Consider the following 20,364-nt stretch of genomic DNA (forward strand, 5'->3'; position numbering starts at 1 on the left):
AACCCGAAAATGGGTGAAGTGGGACACAAAAAGGACCTTGAAAGGGTCTCAAACACCCTCACAAACACCAAACTACCTAGTCAGTGCGTTTTATGGGTGCTAAAAAATCTTTAAAAAACTTCCAAAAAACCTTATAAACGCAGAAGAAACCACTCAAACCCTCACAGAATGCCCTCTAGAACCCCCTCCGCAGCCCCTATTCCCATACCCTGCGCTTGATTCCTAACCCTGCACGATTCCTAACTCTGCATTTGGGTACCCATACCTATAGATGCGAAAAAGCCCCTCCCCTTCCATCCTGTAATGAATAGAAGAAGAGGGGTGCAGCTACAGAGTGCTGAGCTGATTAGTACTGGGGAGGCGCCTCATTCGCCATATTGTTGAAGCGCGAATACTTACCGCTAAACGCCAACGGGATAGTACGAGTCGGACCACCACGGTGCTTAGCAATAATCATGTCCGCCTCACCCACGCGTTCACTATCCGGGTTATACATATCCTCACGATGCAGCAGAATCACCATATCCGCATCCTGCTCAATAGAACCCGACTCACGCAGATCCGAAACCATCGGACGCTTATCAGTACGCTGCTCCGAACCACGGTTCAGCTGAGACAGCGCAATCACCGGAACATCCAGCTCCTTAGCCAACAGCTTCAGGCTACGAGAAAACTCCGAAACCTCCTGCTGACGCGACTCAACCTTCTTACCCGAACTCATCAGCTGCAGGTAGTCCAGCACCACAAGCTTCAAATCATTACGCTGCTTGAGGCGACGGCACTTCGCGCGAATCTCCATCAGAGTCATATTCGGCGAATCATCAATAAAGAGAGGCGCAGAATCAATACGACCCTGCAGAGTCGCCAAGTTCGTCCAACCCTCAGTATCCAGGTCGCCCTTCTTCAGACGACCCATCGAAATCTTGCCCTCCGCAGAGAGAATACGCATCGCCAACTCAGTACGACTCATCTCCAGCGAGAAAAACACAGTCGTCATCTGATGATGAATAGACGCAGAACGAGCAATATCAAGAGCCAAAGTCGACTTACCCACACCCGGACGAGCCGCAATAACAATCATCTGGCCACCGTGCAGACCACCGGTCAGCTCATCAAACTCAATAAAGTCAGTCGGCACACCGTACACGCCATCGGGGCGGTTCGAGTTCGCATCAATCTCATTGATGGTCTCCTCCAACGCCTCAGAGAAAGACACATAATCTTCCTTCGCGTTACCATCAGTCACCGCATAAATCTCAGCCTGCGCCTGATCCACCAAAGTATCGACCTCAGTCTCATTGGCGTAACCCAGCTGAGCGATCTTCGTACCCGCCTCAATCAGGCGGCGCATAATCGCGTGCTCCTTAACAATCTCAGCGTAATACTGAGCGTTAGCAGCAGTCGGAACCGACGCAATCAGCGTATGAATATAGGCCGCGCCGCCCACACGAGTCAGCTCACCGCGCTTCTTCAGCTCATCAGCAACCGTAATCGCATCCGCAGGGCTACCGTGACCGTAAAGAGAAAGAATCGCCTCATAAATCGTCTCGTGCGCCGGCTTATAGAAATCAGACGCACGCAGGCTCTCAACCACATCCGCAATAGCGTCCTTTGACAGCAGCATGCCACCGAGCACCGACTGCTCAGCCACATCATCATGAGGCATAGTGCGGGAACCATAATCAATGGCAGTTTCAGACATGCTTATCCTCGCGTTTCAATCCGGTATCTACGACGTTCCAGAAACAATTTCTGTAGAACTCCTATGCTAGTTTCTCACGAAGGCACACGCGAAACATATACACGCCTAATGGGCAGCGCGCAGATAATCCTCAATCTTCTCAACGGCGAGCGCCGCCCCATCCATGGTGCGCATTGCCTCACCCAGCTGCCGCGCCCTAGCGCGCATGCCCTCATCTCTGAGCAGACGGCCCAGAATATCGCGCACATTGCCGCGGCGCACATCATTCTTCGTAAAACGCAGGGCGTTACCGTAGCGCACGCACTCCTCAATATTCCAGCTTTGCTCCGCCTGCATCGCAATACCGGCAAACGGTACACCCGCCAGGCACGCCGTCTGCACCGTTCCCTCACCGCCGTGGGTCATCGAGGCGTCAATATGACCGGCAAGCAGATGAGCCGGAACGGTCCCCGCAAAGTGGATGTTATCGCCCAGTAGGCTGGTTTCTGCGTCCGGCAGCGGCACCCCGCCGCCGACCAGCACATCCACCGGAGCAGCTGACAGCTGCCGTAGCACCTGCGCCAAAATATCTGCAGACCCTGAGGAACCCATTCCCACGTAGACCAGTGGCCGCTCTCTCGGTTCGAGAACAATCTGCGGTAGCTCACCGGGCGCGCGGTAATAGATAGGACCCACACTAACGTCGGGCTCTACCAATGAGTCCCCGCGTAGCTGCGTAAACAGAGAGCAGATAAGGTTCACATCGGCGCTGAGCATATCGACGGTACGGCGAGGAAGCGTGAGCCCATGCTCACGCGCCACACGCGTAAAAGAAGCTGGCTTATACGAAAACACCCGCGCCACAGCCCGCAACCATCCCGGCGCCGCGAGCTCGCTGGCTGCAGGCTTCTTCGAAAAATACGTCGACGAGTACGCATACGGGCGCGCATAGAAAATGGGGACACCGGCAATACGCGCAGACAGCAACATCGTCAGGTTAGAACCGATCACCACAGCATCCGCGCTAAAGTCACGGATAGCCGCAAGCTCAGCGGCAACCCTTCGACGCACCATGCCGGTCGTAAAAGGGTGCCGCACTCCCCTGCCCTGATCCAGCGCCATAATCTGCTCAGCCTCAGCATCGCTCATAATCGGTTCGCGAAGATGCACGGGCAACCCCGCGTTTTCCAGCAGTCCCAGGTATTTAGGGGAATACACGTGGAATAAGACCGTATGGCCTCGCTCCTGAGCTGCACGCGCTATCTCGATACAGCGCGTGGTTTCACCCATATTGAAGCTTTCAGGCGAGAAAAGAATACGGCTCATAACATTCTCCGGCAGGCGTACACGTGACTGAGCCGAGTCTGTGCGGCTCATAACCTCACCAGCGTAAAACGGAGCCCCAGTATTCCACCGCATAACGAGGAATACTAAGGCTCCGTTTCGCTGTATACGCTTCTCTTACTTCTTGCGCAGAATCATGCCAATAGCGCCAATATGGTCGGCGTGGCGGCGGAACACGCCGCGCATACCCAGCACACGCTCACGAATCTGCGGCTTACGTGCCAGATTGAACGCAATCTTCGCAACGCCTGCGGGGCCCTCATCAGCCAGCAGACGCTTCGGCTCCAGCAGGGCCATATCGGTCTGGTACACATCCAGCACCTCAAAGCCAGCCTCTTCCGCCAGAGCAGTCCACTCGGCAACGGTCAGCGGGCGGGCATTCACGCGGATAGTGCGCGCCAAATCCTTCTGAATCTCTTCCTTCAACTCGGGGCGCAGATAATCGGGAACCAGCGACATCTCATGAATAGCGTAGTGGCCCCCCGGACGCAGCAGACGAGCCGCCTCACGCATAATCTCCAGCTTGTGCTTATCGGTCTGCATGGTCAGCATCGCCTCGCCCACCACGGCGTCGTAGCTTTCCGAGGGCAGACCGGTCTCCTGGGCGCTAGCGTTCACCACACGGTAGTTCGGCTTAGTCGATGCGCCAATACGCTCGGTCACAATTTCAGCAGCCTTGGGATCAAGATCCACACCGGTGTAGCTCTTGGGGGAACGCTTCACAATCTCCAGTGCGGTAATACCCAGGCCCGGCGCAAACTCCACGACGTCAATGTCGCCACCCAGAGCGCGACCCAGCAACCAGTTGGTGGTCTCGCGGCCGCCGGGGCGCAAAACCTTTTTGCCCAGCTGAGCCAGAAGCCAGTGACCGGCAGCCTTTTCAGCGGGGCGGTCGGTACCGGGAACGGAAGGGGTCTTAGACACGGAAGACAACTCCTAAATACTTGTATTTAATATGCAAAATTTATCTTTCCCAATTCTAGACCCGCCACCCCAAGAAAGGAAATGTGACGTTATATAGAAGTGTGGTTGCCCTTTGTTACAGCATGCCGCAACACCACTACAGCCATCCTTGCCACACACCCTAGAGATTAAACAGAAACTGGAGCTGAACCTCTCGGTCCAACCCCAGTCTCATCACACACACATACATACGAAAATCAGAGCCACTTCCGCAAGGAAAGTCCAACTTTCTGATGGTCCTCTCGAACCATCTATATAAAGTATTACGCGTAAACCTTTATTCCCTGTAGGTTAAAGCTGTAAGAAAGCTGGGAATAGATTTTTCTTCAAAATCGGGGTGCGGCACCCCGGATTTCACACGGAAACTACACGTCGCGTTAAAAAGAAGAAAGGCAAGGCGCTTTTGCCTTGCCATCCTTCTTTCGCTAGCGGGCGACCCCGCTACACGAAACACACACATTCACATCGCAGTCCTCTCGAACCAACACTTATAGTAAACACCCCCAACCTTATGGGAGGATTGAATTTCGCTGGAAACAAGCTGGGAGAAAACCAACAGAACCCTGAGAGCTTTGATATTGTGCAGTTTGCGGACTCTAAACCGGGCTAATAAGCCGCCATATACAGACCCAGCAGCACCAACGGGTTAGCCACTACAGAAATAACCGCCAAGCAAATATTAGCCACGCGGTACTGACGGAACTTCACCAGACCCACCAGCGCGCACACCAGCGCAACACTGGATGCAAGGCCGCCAACCACCAGCAAAAGAAGCAAAAGAGCAGTAGCGACATTAGCGTCCGCAAATGGGATAACCGCTAGAGCGCACAGCAGCAAATTGACGCACTCCAACACCACACCTGTGGACAGAAGCTGAGCGCTAGAAGACAAACGTGAAAAAGATCGAGCCATGTCTACCAGTCTACGGGGTCTATTAGTCTACGGGGCGCACAGAGAATGTCGAATGTGCAGACCGGCCTGGGATGTCCTGAGAGTCTCGAGGCACTTCCTATATAGAGGCAGAAAGAGGTAGTCCTTCAAAAATCCCCCACATAAGGGGCGGGAATATCTACGCAATCAGCACGATAAACGAGAAAAACCGCGATGTTTCACATGAAACATCGCGGTTTTCTGCACCTAAAACGCACCCCGAAGAGTGCCTAAAAGGGTAAAGCAAACGGGGTGCCCCTCACGAAGAGGGACACCCCGTCCGACACTCAACGCCGCAGCATCAAAGCACCAGCGTCGAATATCTAAAAATCTACTTACGCAGCAGCAACGACGTCCAGGACAACGTTAGCAACAACGTCAGCGTGCAGGCGGACAGTCACCTTGTACTCACCGGTGCGCTTGATAGCGGAACCCAGGTGGATGGTGCGCTTGTCAACGGAGCCAATGCCAGCAGCCTCAATAGCCTCAGCAATAGCCTCAGCCTTGACGGTACCGAACAGGCGGCCGTCAGCGCCAGCCTTGTGTGCAACGACAACCGGCTTAGCAGCCAGGGACGCAGCAATTGCCTGAGCCTCTTCCAGAGAAGCCTTAGCACGAGCCGCACGAGCGGCGCGGATGGACTCAACCTGCTTCTCGCCACCCTGGGTCCAGGTCACGGCGAAGCCGCGGGGCAGCAGGTAGTTACGTGCGTAACCGTCCTTAACGGTGACAACATCGCCAGCTGCACCGAGGCCGGAAACTTCCTGAGTCAGAATGATCTTAGCCATGTTACTGTCTCTCCTTCTCTTTAGCGGCCAGCGCCGGAGTAGGGCAGCAGTGCAACTTCGCGGGCGTTCTTAATAGCCTGAGCGATCTTGCGCTGCTCCTGAACGGTCACGCCAGTCACGCGGCGAGCGCGGATCTTGCCGCGGTCGGAGATGAACTTGCGCAGAAGTGCGACGTCCTTGTAGTCGATAACGGTGACGTCAGCAGCCTTAAGGGGGTTCTGCTTGGGTTTGGGCTTACGGATTTCAGCCTTAGCCATCGTGGTGCTCCTTAGAGTTGGGAGCCCGCGGCGGATAACCGCGGGATGGATTGATAAATTACTATTCGGAAAACGAAACCGGCTTAGAACGGAGGTTCGTCGTCGGCGCCGCTACCCCAGTCATAGTTACCACCAGACTGAGAACTCCACGGATCAGCAGCAGGAGCTGCGGGGGCCGCCGGAGCAGCCGGAGCGGAGTAGCCAGACTGGCCAGAGTAACCATTACCCTGAGCAGCGGCAAAATTGTTCTGCTGAGGAGCGGAGAAACCGCCCTGAGCAGCAGCGTTGTACCCAGCGCCACCGCCAAAGCCACCCTGCGCACCGCCGCCGAAGTTATTACCTCCGGCAGAACGCTGTGCGCGAGTCACCTGAGCAGTAGCAAAACGCAGAGTCGGGCCGATCTCCTCGACCTCAAGCTCAAACGAAGTACGACGCTCGCCTTCCTTGGTCTCGTACGAGCGAGACTTCAGACGGCCCTGCGCGATAACCTGAGTACCCTTCTTCAGAGTCTCTGCAACATTCTCAGCGTAACCACGCCACACCGACGCACGCAGGAACAGGGTCTCCCCATCCTCCCACTGGTTCGTCTGGCGGTTAAAAGTACGCGGAGTCGATGCGATCGTGAAATTAGCAACCGCCGCACCCGCAGGGGTGTAACGAAGCTCCGGATCGCCAGTCAGATTACCAATAACGGTAATAACGGTATCGCCTGCCATTTGATGCCTCCTCGATAAGAGTTACAAGTATGTTGAATCCAGTACAGCGCAACCCCCTGACATTTTTAGGGGGTCAGCCGACCGGCAAGAAACAACTACTTGCTGGAGATCTTCTGATCCTCCGGGCGGATGATCTTGGTACGCATGACGGACTCGTTCAGGTTCAGAACACGATCGAGCTCAGCTGCGGTCTCGGGGGTAGAGGTGAAGTTCACCACTGCGTAGATACCCTCAGACTTCTTCTGGATCTCGTATGCCAGGCGACGACGGCCCCAGATGTCGACGTTGTCGACGGAACCACCCTCGTTGGTCACGATCTCGAGGAACTTGGACAGCGACGGCTCAACCGCACGGTCCTCAACCTCGGGGCTGAGGATAACCATCAGTTCATATGCACGCATGATTAAACCCCTCCTTTGGGCTAAACGGCTATGGGATTTCCATAGCAGGAGATTCATTGTGCCCTACACGTGAAACACACCGGGCGGGGAACACGCATAGATTTCTTAACAATACACGAGAAAAAGCAGATAGAACAGTACCGCACCGCGTGACCTCAACCATGCGATGCAGTACCGAAAACCGCAGAAGCTACGCCTCCCGACGCTGCTCCCACCACTGCAGAAGACGAGCCTTCGCCTCTTCCTCAGGAAGCGAACCCTCATCCAGACGCAAATTCAACAAGAACTTATACGCCTCGCCCACCACCGGGCCCGGCGCAATACCAAGAATCTGCATAATCTGACCGCCATCCAGATCCGGACGAATCGAATCCAGCTCCTCCTGAGCAGCCAACTCAGCAATACGACGCTCCAAATCGTCATACGCCTCAGCCAGCGAGCGCGACAGACGACGATTACGAGTCGTCACATCAGAACGCGACACACGATGCAGACGCTCCAGCTGATCGCCCGCATCACGCACATAACGGCGCACCGCAGAATCAGTCCAACCCGACTCACGGTAACCATAGAATCGCATATGCAGCTCCACCAGACGAGCCACAGCCTTAATCGTGTCATTATCAAAACGCAGCGCACGCATACGCTTCTTCACCATCTTCGCGCCCACCACCTCGTGGTGCAGGAACGAGACGGAGCCGTCCTTCTCAAACTTACGAGTCTTCGGCTTACCAATATCGTGCATCAACGCCGCAAAACGCAGAATAAAATCAGGAGCCGGACACGGACCATCCTCGTCCGTCTCCTTCTCCATCGCCTGCTCCATCACCTTCAACGAATGCGCATACACATCCTTATGGTGATGCGCAGGATCCATCTCCATACGCAACGCAGGAAGCTCCGGCAACACATAATCCGCCAGACCCGTATCCACCAGCAGGTTCAAACCCACCCGCGGATAATCCGCCTCAATCAGCTTCACCAGCTCATCACGCACACGCTCAGCCGAAATAATCTCAATACGGCCAGCCATCTCGCGCATCGCCTCGAAAACCTCCGGGGCAACCTCAAGATTAAAACGCGCAGCAAAACGAGCCGCACGCATCATACGCAGCGGATCCTCAGAAAAAGACTCCTGCGGCGAGCGCGGAGTACGCAAAACACCCGCACGCAAATCCTCAACGCCACCAAACAAGTCAACAACCTCACCACTGGGCAAAGCCGCCGCCATCGCATTAATCGTGAAATCACGACGCACCAAATCGGCGCTCAAATCCGTGCCGAATTCAACCGTCGGCTTACGCGAATCCGAAACATACACCTCAGCACGGTACGTGGTCACCTCATACACCACGCCGTTCTTACGCGCACTAATCGTGCCGTACTCCTTACCGATATCCCACGTGTGTTCACCCCACGCACGCAAAATCTGCTCGCTCTGCTCCGGAGTAGCATCCGTCGTCAAATCAAAATCAGTGAAATGGCCGCCATCATCCAGCAGATTGTCGCGGACAATACCGCCCACCAAGTACAGCTCAAAACCCGCCGCACGGTACAGTTCTCCCAGCTCGGCGGCATCCGGGTACTTCGACACAACATCAATAATCAGCGACATAATCCTTTAATCGTGCCAGAAAAACCCCCAGCACGCCCACCCCACCCCCACAACACCCACACCAAAGAGACAGCTATCTCACCCAAAACCGAGACACACAAACCCTCACATATCGGTTAAGGTAGAACCATGAGCATTCCCGTACCCCGCGCACCCAAAACGCGCTTCACCGCGCCCGCGCGAGCGGTACCCGCCCCCGAAGAAGTCTCTGCAGGCGGGCTCATCATCGACTTTGACCGACCCGAACAGCTACCCGTAGCCATCATCGCCCGCATCAACCGCAACGGACAACGCGAATGGTGCCTACCCAAAGGCCACATCGAACACGGCGAAACCACCGTCGAAGCCGCACAACGCGAAATCAGCGAAGAAACCGGAATCACCGGCTACCCCGTAGCCTCCCTCGGCACCATCGCCTACTGGTTCACCTCCAACGGCACGCGCATCCACAAAACCGTGCACCACTACCTCTTCGCAGCAACCGGCGGAGAACTCAGCATCGACAACGACCCCGACCACGAAGCAATCGACGTCGCATGGGTCCCCCTCGAAGAGCTCCCCACCCGCCTCTCATTCGCCAACGAGCAACACATCGCCCGTAGCGCGCGCGAATACATCACCACCCAGCTCTAAACACCCGTTAAATAGAGCCCCAAAAACTAAAAGAAGCAATCATCCGCCGACACAGGAGAGACATACGTGGCACGTAACGACGCCCGCTCAAGCGCAATCATGGCAGCAGGCACCCTCGTCTCGCGCATCCTCGGATTCGTCAAGACCATCCTGCTCACCGTAGCCATCGGCTCACTCTCAACCGTCGGCGACGTCTTCGAAACCGCCAACACCCTACCCAACCTCATCTACGTCCTCGTAGCAGGCGGCGTGTTCAACGCAGTCCTCGTACCCCAAATCATCAAGGCGGCCAAAGCACAAGACGGCGGCGCACGATATATCTCCAAACTCGTCACCCTCACCGTCACCGCAATCGGCCTCATCACCCTCATCACCGTCGCCTGCGCCTGGCCCATCATCAGCATCATGGGCTCAGGATGGAGCCCCGAACAACGGCAGCTCGGCTTCATCTTCTCCCTCTGGTGCCTACCCCAAATCTTCTTCTACGGCCTCTACACCGTCATCGGACAGGTCCTCAACGCCAAAGACGCATTCGGCGCCTACATGTGGTCGCCCGTACTCAACAACGTCATCACCATCCTGTCGCTGATCCTGTTCATCTTCCTCTTCGGCGCACAAACCCCCAACCCCAACCCGATTCACACCGTAGACAACTGGACCAACGCACAGACCCTCGTGCTCGCAGGCTCCTCCACCTTCGGCGTCATCATGCAGGCACTCGTCCTGTTCATCCCCCTACGCAAGCTCGGCCTGCGCCTCAAGCCCGACTTCGCGTGGCGAGGCATCGGCCTGCGCGCAGCTTCCAAGCTCGCCGCCTGGACCCTCGCCTCCGGCATCATCTCCAACCTCGCATTCCTCTACATGACCAAGGTCGCCGCAGGCATCGTCGGTCAGCGCGAACACTACGCCGCCCTCGGCATCCAAATCCCCGGCCTGCAGGCACTCAACTACGCCTCCATGCTGTACATGCTCCCACACGGCGTCATCGGCATCTCCATCGCCACCGTGCTCTTCAACCGCATGAGCGCCTCCGCCATCGCCGACGACAGCGACAGCGTCATCTACGCACTCTCCCACGGCCTGCGCAACGCAGCCGTAGCCACCGTCTTCTGCATGGTCGCACTCATGGTACTCGCAGGCCCCGTCGCTGTACTCTTCAGCGGCGGCGACCCCATCGCAGCAACCATCATCGCCAAGCTCATCGTCATCACCGCGCTCGGCACCCCCACCCTCACCATCAACTACCTCTACAGCCGCGTGCTCTACGCCCGCGAAGACGCACGCACCCCCTTCCGCATCCAGGTGTACTCCGCCATCATCATGGTCATCATGAGCTTCGCAGCATCCCTGCTCGACGCACAGTACACCGTGTACATGCTCGCCTTCATCTACCCGGTGCACAATATCCTGATCCTGTTCATCAGCCACCACATGGTCCGCCGCCGCCTCGGCTACTACGGCCAGCGCGGCATCGTCAGCACCTACGCCCGCACCACCCTCGCATCCCTCTTCGCCGGCGGAATCGCAGCCATTGCGCTCTGGCTGCTCGGCGGCTACCAGCTCGACGGATTCGCCTGGGCCTCCAAGCTCACCGCAATCATCACCCTCGCCGTATGCGGCACCGTCATGGGACTGGCATACCTTGCCGGCATACAGATCTTCCGCGTCAAGGAAGCCAACGCACTACTGGCACCCCTCACCTCCAAACTTGAGCGTTTTGCCCGCCGCTAAAGCAGCACACAACGCCCAACCCGGGTAGCTGCCCGTGCACCCACCGCACCCCACGCCGGGGCCCGCAGAAGGCACAGGCAGCCACCCGGACGCCACAAACTATCACTCAACCCCAGCATCCTTCAATGCCGGGTAGAATCTAATAGTCAGGGCCCGCCACACGGCAGGCACTATGAAACCACCTCGGGAGAACACGTTGTCGCAACAGATTCCGGTCGGATCGGTCCTCGGAGGCCGCTACGAGATCACCGCACACATCATCATTACGGCAGAATCCGACATGGTGCTTGAAGGCACCGACCAGATTCTCAACCGTAAGGTCTCGGTCGTCGTCGCATCGCCCAGCCGCAGCGCACTGCTGGAAGCAAACTCCCGCGCGCTCGCAACCAACGCACGCGGCAACATCCAGATCCTCGACCTGGGCATCACCCCCGAAGGCAGCCGCTACCTCGTCACCTCCCACACCCGCCCCGACACCCTGCTGGACACCCTGCTGGTCGAAAACCACGCACTCTCCAACGCAGAAGACGCACTGGGCACCGAAATCTTCGGCGACTCCGAAAGCAGCAGCTCCCCCAACACCTATGAGAAGGTCTCTGCTTCCAGCGCCAACCAGGAGAGCATCACCGCCGCCAAGAACTGGAACGCATCCGACAGCGCAGCCGTCACCGCATACTCCGAACCCACCAGCATCTACGAAGATGACGAAGACGAAGAAGACGGCAGCCGCGGCACCTGGGCAGTCGCCCTCGCAGCAGTCCTGCTGCTCGTCATCGTCGCAGGCGGTATCCTCACCTCCCTGGGCGCAATCGGCTCCAACCAGGCAGCCGCACCGCACACCCCCAAGTCCTCTATCTCCGCCTCCGAATCGGCTGCGGCAAACGCCAGCGCATCGGCATCCCCGACCGCTAAGGCATCGAACGCACCGGCGAAGATCGCGTCCGTGGCTCGCTTCGTGCCCTCGAACCCCACGTTCATGAACGACATGGACACCCTCATCCCGAACCTGACCGACGGTAACGCCAACACCGCATGGATCAGCTACGGCTTCGGCACCGCCAACTACGCCGGCACCATCAAGGAATTCGGCCTGGCACTGAAGTTGCAGACCCCCACCGTCGTCTCCAAGCTGACCATCCAGCAGAACACCGGCACCGGCGGCTCCTTCACCGTCTACACCAACAGCTCTGCATCCCTGGACGGTGCGGTTGAGGTCGGCAAGGGCACCTTCGAAGGCAAGGATGCAGTCGTCACCCTGGACACCTCCAAGCAGAGCGCAGAAAAGGGTGCCTACGTGATCATCGTGGTCAACGAGCTGCCCCGCCTCTCCCTGCCGATTGGAACGTGGAATTACGGTCTGCGCATCAACGAAATCAAGGTGGACTAATCAACCCATAACGCGACGCCGACAGTGCGCTCACGCCCCAGACACAAGGGCGGGGCTTCTGAACTCAACAGTTCGGAAGCCCCGCCCTTTTTGATGTCTATTTATGACTCTTTATGGCAGGGTGGCTACTCAAAGATTCACAGTGCGCGGAGTATCTGGATAAGGGTCCCCCAAAAATGGAATAATCGAGGATAAAGCCCTGTTATAGGGGCAGAACGAAAGACCTACAACGGAAAGATATATCTGATGACTGAGAATCTGGGAGGCCTCTTCGGAGGCTCCGCCCTGGGCAATCTGAACCTCGCTTCCGCACCCGCCACCAAGGCGGCACCGGCAGCCGAGGTTGAGGCCGACGCAACCGTCCACAACGTCATTATTGTGGGCTCCGGCCCCGCTGGTTACACCGCGGCAATCTACGCGGCACGCGCCGAGTTGAAGCCTGTCCTCTTCGCCAGCTCCCTGGCGCCCGGCGGCTCCCTCATGAACACCACCGAGGTCGAGAACTTCCCCGGATTCATTCAGGGCATCCAGGGCCCCGAGCTGATGGAGAACATCGGTCAGCAGGCTGAGCGTTTCGGCACTGACATCCGCTACCAGGACGTAGAGAAGGTTGAACTCACCGGCGACGTGAAGAAGGTCTACACCGCTGACGGCGCCGTTCACCTGGCAAAGACCGTCATCATGACCACCGGTTCTCAGGTCCGTAAGCTCAACATCGAGGGCGAAGACCGACTCTCCGGTTACGGCGTCTCCTGGTGCGCAACCTGCGATGGCTTCTTCTTCAAGGACAAGGAAATCGCAGTGGTCGGCGGTGGCGACTCCGCGCTGGAGGAGGCACTGTTCCTGACGACCTTCGCATCCAAGGTGTACCTGGTGCACCGCCGCGATTCTTTCCGCGCTTCGGAAATCATGCAGACCCGCGTGTTCAACAACCCGAAGATTGAGGTTGTCTGGGACTCGGCTGTCACCGCCGTTCACGGCGAGAGCAACCTCGAGTCGATCACCCTGACCAACACCAAGGACGGTTCTGAGCGCCAGCTGGCTGTTCAGGGTCTGTTCATCGCTATTGGCTCCGATCCTCGCGTGGAACTGGTACGTGACCAGCTGGAGATTACCGAGAACCACACCATCGCGGTTCAGGGTCGTTCCTCGAAGACTTCCGTTCCCGGCGTTTTCGCTGCCGGTGACGTGATTGACCCGACCTACCGCCAGGCAATTATTGCTGCCGGTTCCGGTGCTGTTGCCGCTCTGGACGCGCAGCACTACCTCGAAAACCTCTAAACTATTCGTATTACTCGCAGGGGAATCCACCCCGTGTCAGAAAGGAGCACTCCATGAGCAGTGCACAGCAGGCAACTGATGCCACTTTTGACGAACTGGTTCTGAAGAACGACAAGCCCGTTATCGTGGACTTCTGGGCTGAATGGTGCGGCCCCTGCCGCATGGTTGGTCCCGTGATTGACGAGATCGCTGGCGAGTACGCCGGTCAGGTCGACGTGGTCAAGGTGGATGTTGAAGCAAGTGGCGATACCGCCATGAAGTACGGCATCACCTCTATTCCCGCCATCTACCTTTTCAAGGGTGGCGAGGTCGTCAAGAAGACCGTAGGCGCTAAGACGAAGCCTGCTCTACTGTCCGAGTTCTCCGAGCACCTGGGCTAATCTTTCGAGAAGCTAAAGAAAAACTCTCGGTGATGTTTCACGTGAAACATCACCGAGAGTTTTTTATATATACAACTGATTTCAGTTGCTAAATATTGTTTTACGCGAAAATTTAGCCCGAGAAATCAGAGTCCAAAACGCGGATAATGCGGTTCAGATCCTCAACATTCGCAAATTCGATGGTCATCTTACCCTTGCGAGCACCCAGCGAAATCTTCACCGAAGTATCGAGCTTGTCAGCAAAAGCCTCCGCAATATAATCCAGGCGCTCACGGTGCTTCTGAGGCTGAGGAGCCTTGCGCTCCTTCACCTCCGCAGCGCCGGATGCATGGTTCACCAGCTCCTCAGTTGCGCGAACCGACAGTCCCTCATTCACAATCTTCTGTGCAAGAGTCTCAATCTGAGCCTGGTCCGTCAGAGCCAGCAGGGCGCGCGCGTGACCCGCGGAGAGAATACCCGCCGCAACGCGACGCTGCACCAGAGCCGGCAGCTTCAGCAGACGAATCGTATTCGAAATCTGGGGGCGAGAACGACCAATGCGCTTAGCCAACTGCTCCTGAGTAGTGTCGAACTCCTCCATGAGCTGCTGGTACGCCGCCGCCTCTTCAATGGGGTTCAGCTGACTGCGGTGCAGGTTCTCCAGCAGGGCATCACGGAGAAGATCGCCATCTTCGGTCTCACGAACAATCGCCGGGATGGTGGTCAGTCCAGCCGCCTGGGTTGCACGCCAGCGGCGCTCACCCATGACCAGCTCATACTTTTCGGTGCCGTTTTCGCGCGAGGGACGCACGACGATCGGCTGCAGAACACCAATCTCACGCACCGAGTGGATGAGCTCCTCCATGTCCTGCTCATCAAAATCGGTTCGGGGCTGCTTACGGTTCGGATGGATATCGCGAACATTCAGCTCGGCAAACTGGGCACCGGGAACCGGAACCAGGCCGTTCTGTTCTTCAGATGCAGACTGCGGGGTGGAGACATCTTCACCAAAGAAAAAGTCCACCGGGCGGCGAGTCAGGGTGGTGTTGCGAAGCGCCGCACCCATGTCCACACGGGACTTCTTCTTCGATGTTTCACGTGAAACATCCTGCGAGGAGGTGGGGGCTTCCACCTTTTCCTCTACCTTCTCAGCGGGAGCAGGCTTTTCCTGAGCGGGTGCAGAGTCAGCAGGCTTAGCTTCTACAGCCTCGGTCTTAGTGCTCTTGCGGTGCTTCTCCGGCTTGGCCTCGTGAGCCATTTCAAAGAGGCCGTCAGTTATCGGCTCTTCAATCGGAGCAGAAATCTTCTTGGGTGCAGTCTTTGCTGCAGCAGTCTTTTCGGATGCCTTCGCCTCAGCATTACCAGAATTCTTCGTACTCTGGGGAATCAGTGCCCCCAGGCCACGACCCAAGCCGCGTCGCTTTTCAGCCATCGTTACTCCTTAGGACTCCCGGACGAGCCCGCTCATTTTTTCTTCTTCATCTAGTGTAAACGAAATAAGCACCCGAAAGCAGGAGTAAAAACTATGCGGCACACGATCCGCACTATTCTTAAAAATTAACGCAATGAGGCTGTTTTTGAGGATTTTACCCGGAAAATACCGCACACAATGAGCCCTTTTGAATCATCAATAGACAATTCAAAAGGGCTCATTTCAAAAGATTTAGATTATGCGGATCGGCGCGAGAGCTCCTGTGCCGCCTCGCGGTAGGCGCGAGCACCGGTCGACGAAGAATCGTAGGTGATGACGGTCTGCTGGTAGCTGGGAGCTTCAGAGATACGCACCGAGCGAGGAATCTTCACACTCAGAGTCTCCTCCGGGAAGTGCTCACGCACCTCCTCCGCCACCTGGAACGCCAGGTTGGTACGAGCATCGTACATGGTCAGCAGAATCGTGCTGATGCGCAACTTAGAGTTCAGGTGCTTCTGAATCATCTGAATATTCTTCAGCAGCTGGCTCAGACCTTCCAGCGCATAGTACTCGCACTGAATCGGAATCAGAATCTCTTCTGCCGCAACGAAGGCATTGACAGTCAGCAGGCCGAGGCTCGGCGGGCAGTCGATGAAGACATAGTCTAGGCGCTCCATACCCTGCTTCTCGCGCCATTCGGTGTAATCCATTAGGGCATTCTTGAGGCGAGTCTCGCGTGCCACCAGGGAGACCAGTTCAATCTCCGCGCCTGCAAGGTCGATATTGGCGGGGGCACAGAACAGGCCGGGCATATCGGGGCATTCCTGAACAATTTCAGAAAGCGGCTTATCCTCAATCAGGACGTTGTAGACGCTGGGAACATCCACGCCGTGCTCAATGCCCAGTGCGGTCGAGGCGTTACCCTGCGGGTCGTTATCGATAACCAGGACGTTCAGTCCAGCCTCCGCGAGCGCGGCTGCGAGGTTCACGGCGGTACTGGTTTTACCCACGCCACCCTTCTGGTTCGACACGGTGAAGACACGCGTATGCACAGGCTTGGGGAGTAAATCTGCAACAGATTTCTGAGCTTGAGGAGTCATCGGGTGCCTTCCATATTCCGGGTGGTGTGTCTACGGTGATGCTTCGTCTGGTGCCTCGCGCGTGGCAATACTCTGCGGTATTTGTGCGCGAGGCGGGTCTACTCCCCTACTCCCCTGCCACTACTCATTCCCGACATGTTTCACGTGAAACATACTCCGCGAGGTGATGAAGTCTGCAATGTTTCACGTGAAACATTGGTGGTGCCTGAGTGGTTCGTGAAGGACTCGGGACCCCCTAGTGAACCAGCAGGCTTTGATGTAGAAGAGTCTAAGGTTTCACCCTCTCTTAAGGGTACCCGGCATCAGGTCAATACTCCACGCGAGAGGTCATTCTATGTACTCTGCGGATGCGAACACTCAACGCACCCCGGCAAACCTGCACACAAAAAATGGGCGGTACCGCGTAAGCCAGCCTATTCACTAGCTCATTGCGGTACCGCCCATTCAGGACGAAACCTTTAGAGGCGAACTCGAACCACCGTCGTCGGCTCTTCAAGCAGATCGCCGCCGGCGGTGAGAATCTCGGTCTCACGCGCACCGTAACGGTTCAGCTTCTTCTTCGCATTAGTAATCTCCTCCGCGGCGCTACGACCCTTCAGAGCCAGCAGCTCACCGGTGCCGCGCAGAATCGGCAGAGTAATGTCCAGCAGGCCCACCAGAGCGGACACAGCACGCGCAGTCACCACATCGGCCTCCACGGCACCCACAGCCTGCTCAGCACGCGAGCGCAGCACGGTCACGTTATCCAGGCCCAGATCCTCAACAACCTCATTCAGCCAAATCACGCGGCGCTCCAGAGGCTCAATCAGGGTCAGCTTCAAATCCGGGCGGGCAATCGCCAGGCACAGACCGGGCAGACCGGCACCAGAGCCAACATCAGCCACCGACGCGTTCGGCGCAATGTATTCCTGTACTACGGCACAGTTCAGCACGTGGCGAGCCCACAGGCGCGGAACCTCACGCGGACCGATCAGGCCACGCTCAATACCGGTCGTCGCCAAGTGCTGCACGTAGCGCTCCGCCAAAGGCAGACGCTCACCGAACACAGCCTCCGCTGCGGCACGCTCGCTCTCATTGAGAGCAACCATCGAAGTCTCCATACTAGGCTCCTACCTCGGGAAGAGAAATCACGACGTGACGGCGCGGACCCTCACCCTCCGACTCGCTGTATAGGCCGGCGGCAGCCACCACATCGTGCACGACCTTACGCTCATACGGGCTCAACGGCTTCATGTGCTCATCGCGACCGGTAGTGCGCACCTTCTCAATCGCGTCAGCAGCAATCTTCTCCAGCTGCTCACGACGCTCAGCACGGTAGCCAGCAATGTCCAGAATCAGGCGGGAACGGGTGCCGTTACCAGCCAGGACGGAGAGGCGCACCAGCTCCTGCAGAGCCTCCAGAACCTCACCGTGGCGGCCAACCAGGTGGCGCAGTTCCTCATTGTCATCATCGTCATTGACGACCGACAGGTAGATGCGGTTATTGCGCACCTCAATATCAATGTCGCCGTCCATATCGACAATATCGAGGAGTTCTTCGAGGTAGTCAGCGGCGATATCGCCTTCCTCGTCGATGTCCTCAAAATCGTCTTCTTCGCCCTCAAGGGGCTCCTCTACCAGCTGCTCCTCAACGAGCTGCTCGTCCTCATATTCCATAGCTTCAGTCACAATAATCCTCGGGGTGTTCGGAGGGGTGTCCTAGGGGTAAAAAGTATCTCATACACGGCGCCGGGCCCGCGCCACACGTGGCGAGAACCCGGCCCGAATCACGGAAGAAAACTACTTCTTTCCGTTCTGCTTATTGCGCTGCTGCTTCTGGCGCTTCTTACTCACCGGCTGCTGGCGCTGACCGGCTGCGGCACGCTCACGCGCCTCCTGCAGGTCCTTCTCGTGCTGCTCGCGGGTCTTACCCACCGGGGGCAGGCCCTTCGCCGCACGGCGGGCGTTCAGCTCACGCTCCGCCTGGGAACCGGGGGTCGGGTTGTTGCGGATAACCCACCACTGCTGACCCAGCGACCAGAGGTTCGAGACGGTCCAGTAGTACAGCACACCAAGGGGGAAGTTAATACCGGAAACAGCGAAGATGATCGGGAAGATGTACATAATCATCTGCTGCTGACGGAACATCGGAGAGTTCAGAGCAGCCTCCGACATGTTCTTCACGCTCAGCTGCTTCTGGATGTAGAACTGGGTGGCGCTCATCAGAACAATCATGATGACCGCCTGAACAACGGTCGCGGTGGCGTCGCCAGCCCCCGGGTGCATCATGGTCGCGAAGAGCTGAGCACCGAAAATCTGGGAGTCGTTGAACTGATGCACTAGCTCAGCCGGCAGCATGAGCACGCCCTGGTTATTCTGCGCTGCGGTGGGCACGCTCATCAGCACCTGGTACAGACCGAAGAAGATCGGCATCTGCGCCAGAATCGGCAGGCAGGAGGCGAAGGGGTTCGTACCGTGCTTACGGTACATTTCCATCTGCTCCTGAGCCATAGCCTGGCGGGAGAGCTGGTCCTTCTTACCCTTGTACTTCTCCTGCAGCTTCGCCATATCGCCCTGCATCGCGGTCATACCGCGCATAGCCTTAATCTGCTTGACGAACAGCGGAATGGTCAGGGTACGCATCACCAGGGTCAGGAAGATAATGCACAGAACCCAAGTCAGACCGGAAGCCGGGTCCATGCCCAGCGAGGTGAAAAGAGTGTGGAACAGCCACAGGACCACGGAGACGATCCATTTAAACGGCCAAAGAATCAAATCAAAAATATTCACGCGGGAATACTCCTTAAGGACTCGGCTAAGTCATTGTGTGGGAGGCGCCGCCTACTCAGGGCGGGCGTCACCACCGGTGTGAGGGGTGTAAAGATGGGGGTGGTTGAGCAGAATAATTTTCGGTTCTGCTCCGGGAGCGAAAGTACGCTTCCCCTCCGGGACTGGGTCGATACCTCCGGTCGCCCAGGGAACACACCGCAGAATACGGCGCACCGTCAGGGAAAGCCCGCCCATCGCACCGTGGGTGGTCAGCGCCTCCAGAGCGTAGGCTGAGCAGGTCGGGTAGTAGCGGCACACATCCCCGTAGAGGGGGGATACGACCTTGCGGTAGGCCTTCATGCACGCGATCAGTAGGTTCTGCGGTAGAACGTAGAGAGCCTGCAGGAAAGTTTCAGGCCTCACGAATTCGTTAGGTGCTAGTGCCAGCAGCTCGTCGGGGCCCAGAGTCTCGGCAGATGCGCTATAGGTGCCGCTGTGATGCGCGTGGAAGCGTTCTTCACAGCGGTCACGCTGGGAACGACTCACGGCTTCTCCTTGCTCTGATGCAGGTCGAGCTTAGCGAACGCGGTCTCGAGTGCTGATTCGTAGTCGCGGCGCAGCTGATCCCAGCTGGCGCTCGCGGAGGCGGGAAGCGCTCGCACAGCAATGGCGTAGCCTTCCGGATGCGCGGCGCAGGTGAGCGCGGCAAGTTCACGCAACCGGCGCTTGACCAGGTTGCGTGTGACTGCGTTGCCCACCGCCTTCGACACAATGAAACCTACCTGGGTTGTTTTTCCAGGATTTTTCGCCGTAGATACAACGATGTTCCGACGTCCTGTACGGATGCCGGAACGGAAGGCGTGGGAGAATTCAGCGCTGGTGCGCATACGGTGCCGTTGAGGCAGCACGTGTTCCCCTTTACGTAGTGTGGGAGATTCGGCTCATGTGATGAGCTGACCTCCGCGTGTATTTCACGCTTAATGATAGTTCGCCCGCCGATGCGTGTGCATCGGCGGGGG

21 protein-coding genes are annotated in these 20,364 nt (G+C 57.2%); 5 read left to right on the forward strand and 16 right to left on the reverse strand.

Features of this window, described 5'->3' with window-relative positions:
• Positions 1-346: 346 nt before the first annotated feature.
• The 9 genes from dnaB to HMPREF2971_RS00505 form a co-directional block, all read right to left on the reverse strand.
• A complete protein-coding gene (gene dnaB / locus HMPREF2971_RS00465; RefSeq protein WP_049326737.1) occupies positions 347-1,702 on the reverse strand; it encodes a replicative DNA helicase in 1,356 nt (451 codons plus the stop codon).
• 105 nt (positions 1,703-1,807) lie between these two features.
• Positions 1,808-2,851, reverse strand: a complete 1,044-nt coding sequence (locus tag HMPREF2971_RS00470) for a glycosyltransferase (protein ID WP_239665176.1) — start codon at positions 2,849-2,851, stop codon at positions 1,808-1,810.
• A 291-nt stretch (positions 2,852-3,142) separates the two neighbouring features.
• Entirely contained in the window at positions 3,143-3,949 is an 807-nt protein-coding gene (locus HMPREF2971_RS00475) for a class I SAM-dependent methyltransferase (RefSeq protein WP_070690575.1), read from the reverse strand.
• Positions 3,950-4,594: 645 nt separating this feature from the next.
• Entirely contained in the window at positions 4,595-4,900 is a 306-nt protein-coding gene (locus HMPREF2971_RS00480; RefSeq protein WP_044142258.1) for a hypothetical protein, read from the reverse strand.
• 353 nt (positions 4,901-5,253) lie between these two features.
• Entirely contained in the window at positions 5,254-5,706 is a 453-nt protein-coding gene (gene rplI, locus HMPREF2971_RS00485) for a 50S ribosomal protein L9 (protein WP_005504050.1), read from the reverse strand.
• A gap of 20 nt (positions 5,707-5,726) precedes the next feature.
• On the reverse strand, positions 5,727-5,963 hold the full coding sequence (gene rpsR / locus HMPREF2971_RS00490) for a 30S ribosomal protein S18 (RefSeq protein WP_004005948.1): 237 nt from the start codon (positions 5,961-5,963) through the stop codon (positions 5,727-5,729).
• Between the two features lie 83 nt (positions 5,964-6,046).
• A complete protein-coding gene (locus HMPREF2971_RS00495) occupies positions 6,047-6,679 on the reverse strand; it encodes a single-stranded DNA-binding protein (protein WP_005504055.1) in 633 nt (210 codons plus the stop codon).
• Between the two features lie 95 nt (positions 6,680-6,774).
• The gene (gene rpsF, locus HMPREF2971_RS00500; RefSeq protein ID WP_005504056.1) at positions 6,775-7,080 is read right to left on the reverse strand and encodes a 30S ribosomal protein S6; all 306 of its coding nucleotides are present in this window, start codon (positions 7,078-7,080) and stop codon (positions 6,775-6,777) included.
• A gap of 190 nt (positions 7,081-7,270) precedes the next feature.
• The gene (locus tag HMPREF2971_RS00505) at positions 7,271-8,695 is read right to left on the reverse strand and encodes a CCA tRNA nucleotidyltransferase (protein WP_070690578.1); all 1,425 of its coding nucleotides are present in this window, start codon (positions 8,693-8,695) and stop codon (positions 7,271-7,273) included.
• A gap of 129 nt (positions 8,696-8,824) precedes the next feature.
• Between HMPREF2971_RS00505 and HMPREF2971_RS00510 the strand changes: the two genes are divergently transcribed.
• The 5 genes from HMPREF2971_RS00510 (at position 8,825) to trxA (ending at position 14,107) form a co-directional block, all read left to right on the forward strand.
• The gene (locus HMPREF2971_RS00510) at positions 8,825-9,328 is read left to right on the forward strand and encodes an NUDIX hydrolase (protein WP_005504058.1); all 504 of its coding nucleotides are present in this window, start codon (positions 8,825-8,827) and stop codon (positions 9,326-9,328) included.
• Between the two features lie 66 nt (positions 9,329-9,394).
• On the forward strand, positions 9,395-11,059 hold the full coding sequence (murJ, locus tag HMPREF2971_RS00515; RefSeq protein ID WP_005508025.1) for a murein biosynthesis integral membrane protein MurJ: 1,665 nt from the start codon (positions 9,395-9,397) through the stop codon (positions 11,057-11,059).
• Between the two features lie 196 nt (positions 11,060-11,255).
• Entirely contained in the window at positions 11,256-12,446 is a 1,191-nt protein-coding gene (locus HMPREF2971_RS00520) for a serine/threonine protein kinase (protein ID WP_239662259.1), read from the forward strand.
• Positions 12,447-12,692: 246 nt separating this feature from the next.
• Positions 12,693-13,727, forward strand: a complete 1,035-nt coding sequence (gene trxB, locus HMPREF2971_RS00525; protein WP_049341938.1) for a thioredoxin-disulfide reductase — start codon at positions 12,693-12,695, stop codon at positions 13,725-13,727.
• A gap of 53 nt (positions 13,728-13,780) precedes the next feature.
• Complete coding sequence (trxA, locus tag HMPREF2971_RS00530; RefSeq protein WP_049347266.1) at positions 13,781-14,107, forward strand: thioredoxin; 327 nt, start codon at positions 13,781-13,783, stop codon at positions 14,105-14,107.
• 112 nt (positions 14,108-14,219) lie between these two features.
• Here the strand turns inward: trxA and HMPREF2971_RS00535 are convergent, their stop codons facing one another.
• The 7 genes from HMPREF2971_RS00535 to rnpA all read right to left on the reverse strand — a co-directional run bounded on the left by HMPREF2971_RS00535 (position 14,220) and on the right by rnpA (position 20,253).
• Positions 14,220-15,518: a ParB/RepB/Spo0J family partition protein gene (locus HMPREF2971_RS00535; protein WP_070690580.1), complete on the reverse strand. Its 1,299-nt coding sequence runs from the start codon at positions 15,516-15,518 to the stop codon at positions 14,220-14,222.
• 236 nt (positions 15,519-15,754) lie between these two features.
• Positions 15,755-16,597 (reverse strand): ParA family protein, encoded by an 843-nt coding sequence (locus HMPREF2971_RS00540; RefSeq protein WP_049349949.1) that lies wholly within the window; start codon positions 16,595-16,597, stop codon positions 15,755-15,757.
• 458 nt (positions 16,598-17,055) lie between these two features.
• Entirely contained in the window at positions 17,056-17,697 is a 642-nt protein-coding gene (rsmG, locus tag HMPREF2971_RS00545) for a 16S rRNA (guanine(527)-N(7))-methyltransferase RsmG (RefSeq protein WP_083314064.1), read from the reverse strand.
• 1 nt (position 17,698) lies between these two features.
• Positions 17,699-18,265, reverse strand: a complete 567-nt coding sequence (locus HMPREF2971_RS00550) for a Jag family protein (protein ID WP_049349950.1) — start codon at positions 18,263-18,265, stop codon at positions 17,699-17,701.
• Between the two features lie 111 nt (positions 18,266-18,376).
• The gene (gene yidC, locus HMPREF2971_RS00555) at positions 18,377-19,366 is read right to left on the reverse strand and encodes a membrane protein insertase YidC (RefSeq protein ID WP_012904383.1); all 990 of its coding nucleotides are present in this window, start codon (positions 19,364-19,366) and stop codon (positions 18,377-18,379) included.
• Positions 19,367-19,417: 51 nt separating this feature from the next.
• Positions 19,418-19,891, reverse strand: coding sequence for a membrane protein insertion efficiency factor YidD (gene yidD, locus HMPREF2971_RS00560; protein ID WP_005504090.1), 474 nt, complete (start codon positions 19,889-19,891; stop codon positions 19,418-19,420).
• Positions 19,888-20,253, reverse strand: a complete 366-nt coding sequence (gene rnpA / locus HMPREF2971_RS00565; RefSeq protein WP_070643793.1) for a ribonuclease P protein component — start codon at positions 20,251-20,253, stop codon at positions 19,888-19,890. Before rnpA ends, yidD begins: the two co-directional genes overlap by 4 nt.
• Positions 20,254-20,364: the final 111 nt, after the last annotated feature.

This window comes from Rothia sp. HMSC066G07, assembly GCF_001814485.1.
In the GTDB taxonomy this organism is placed as follows: Bacteria; Actinomycetota; Actinomycetes; order Actinomycetales; family Micrococcaceae; genus Rothia.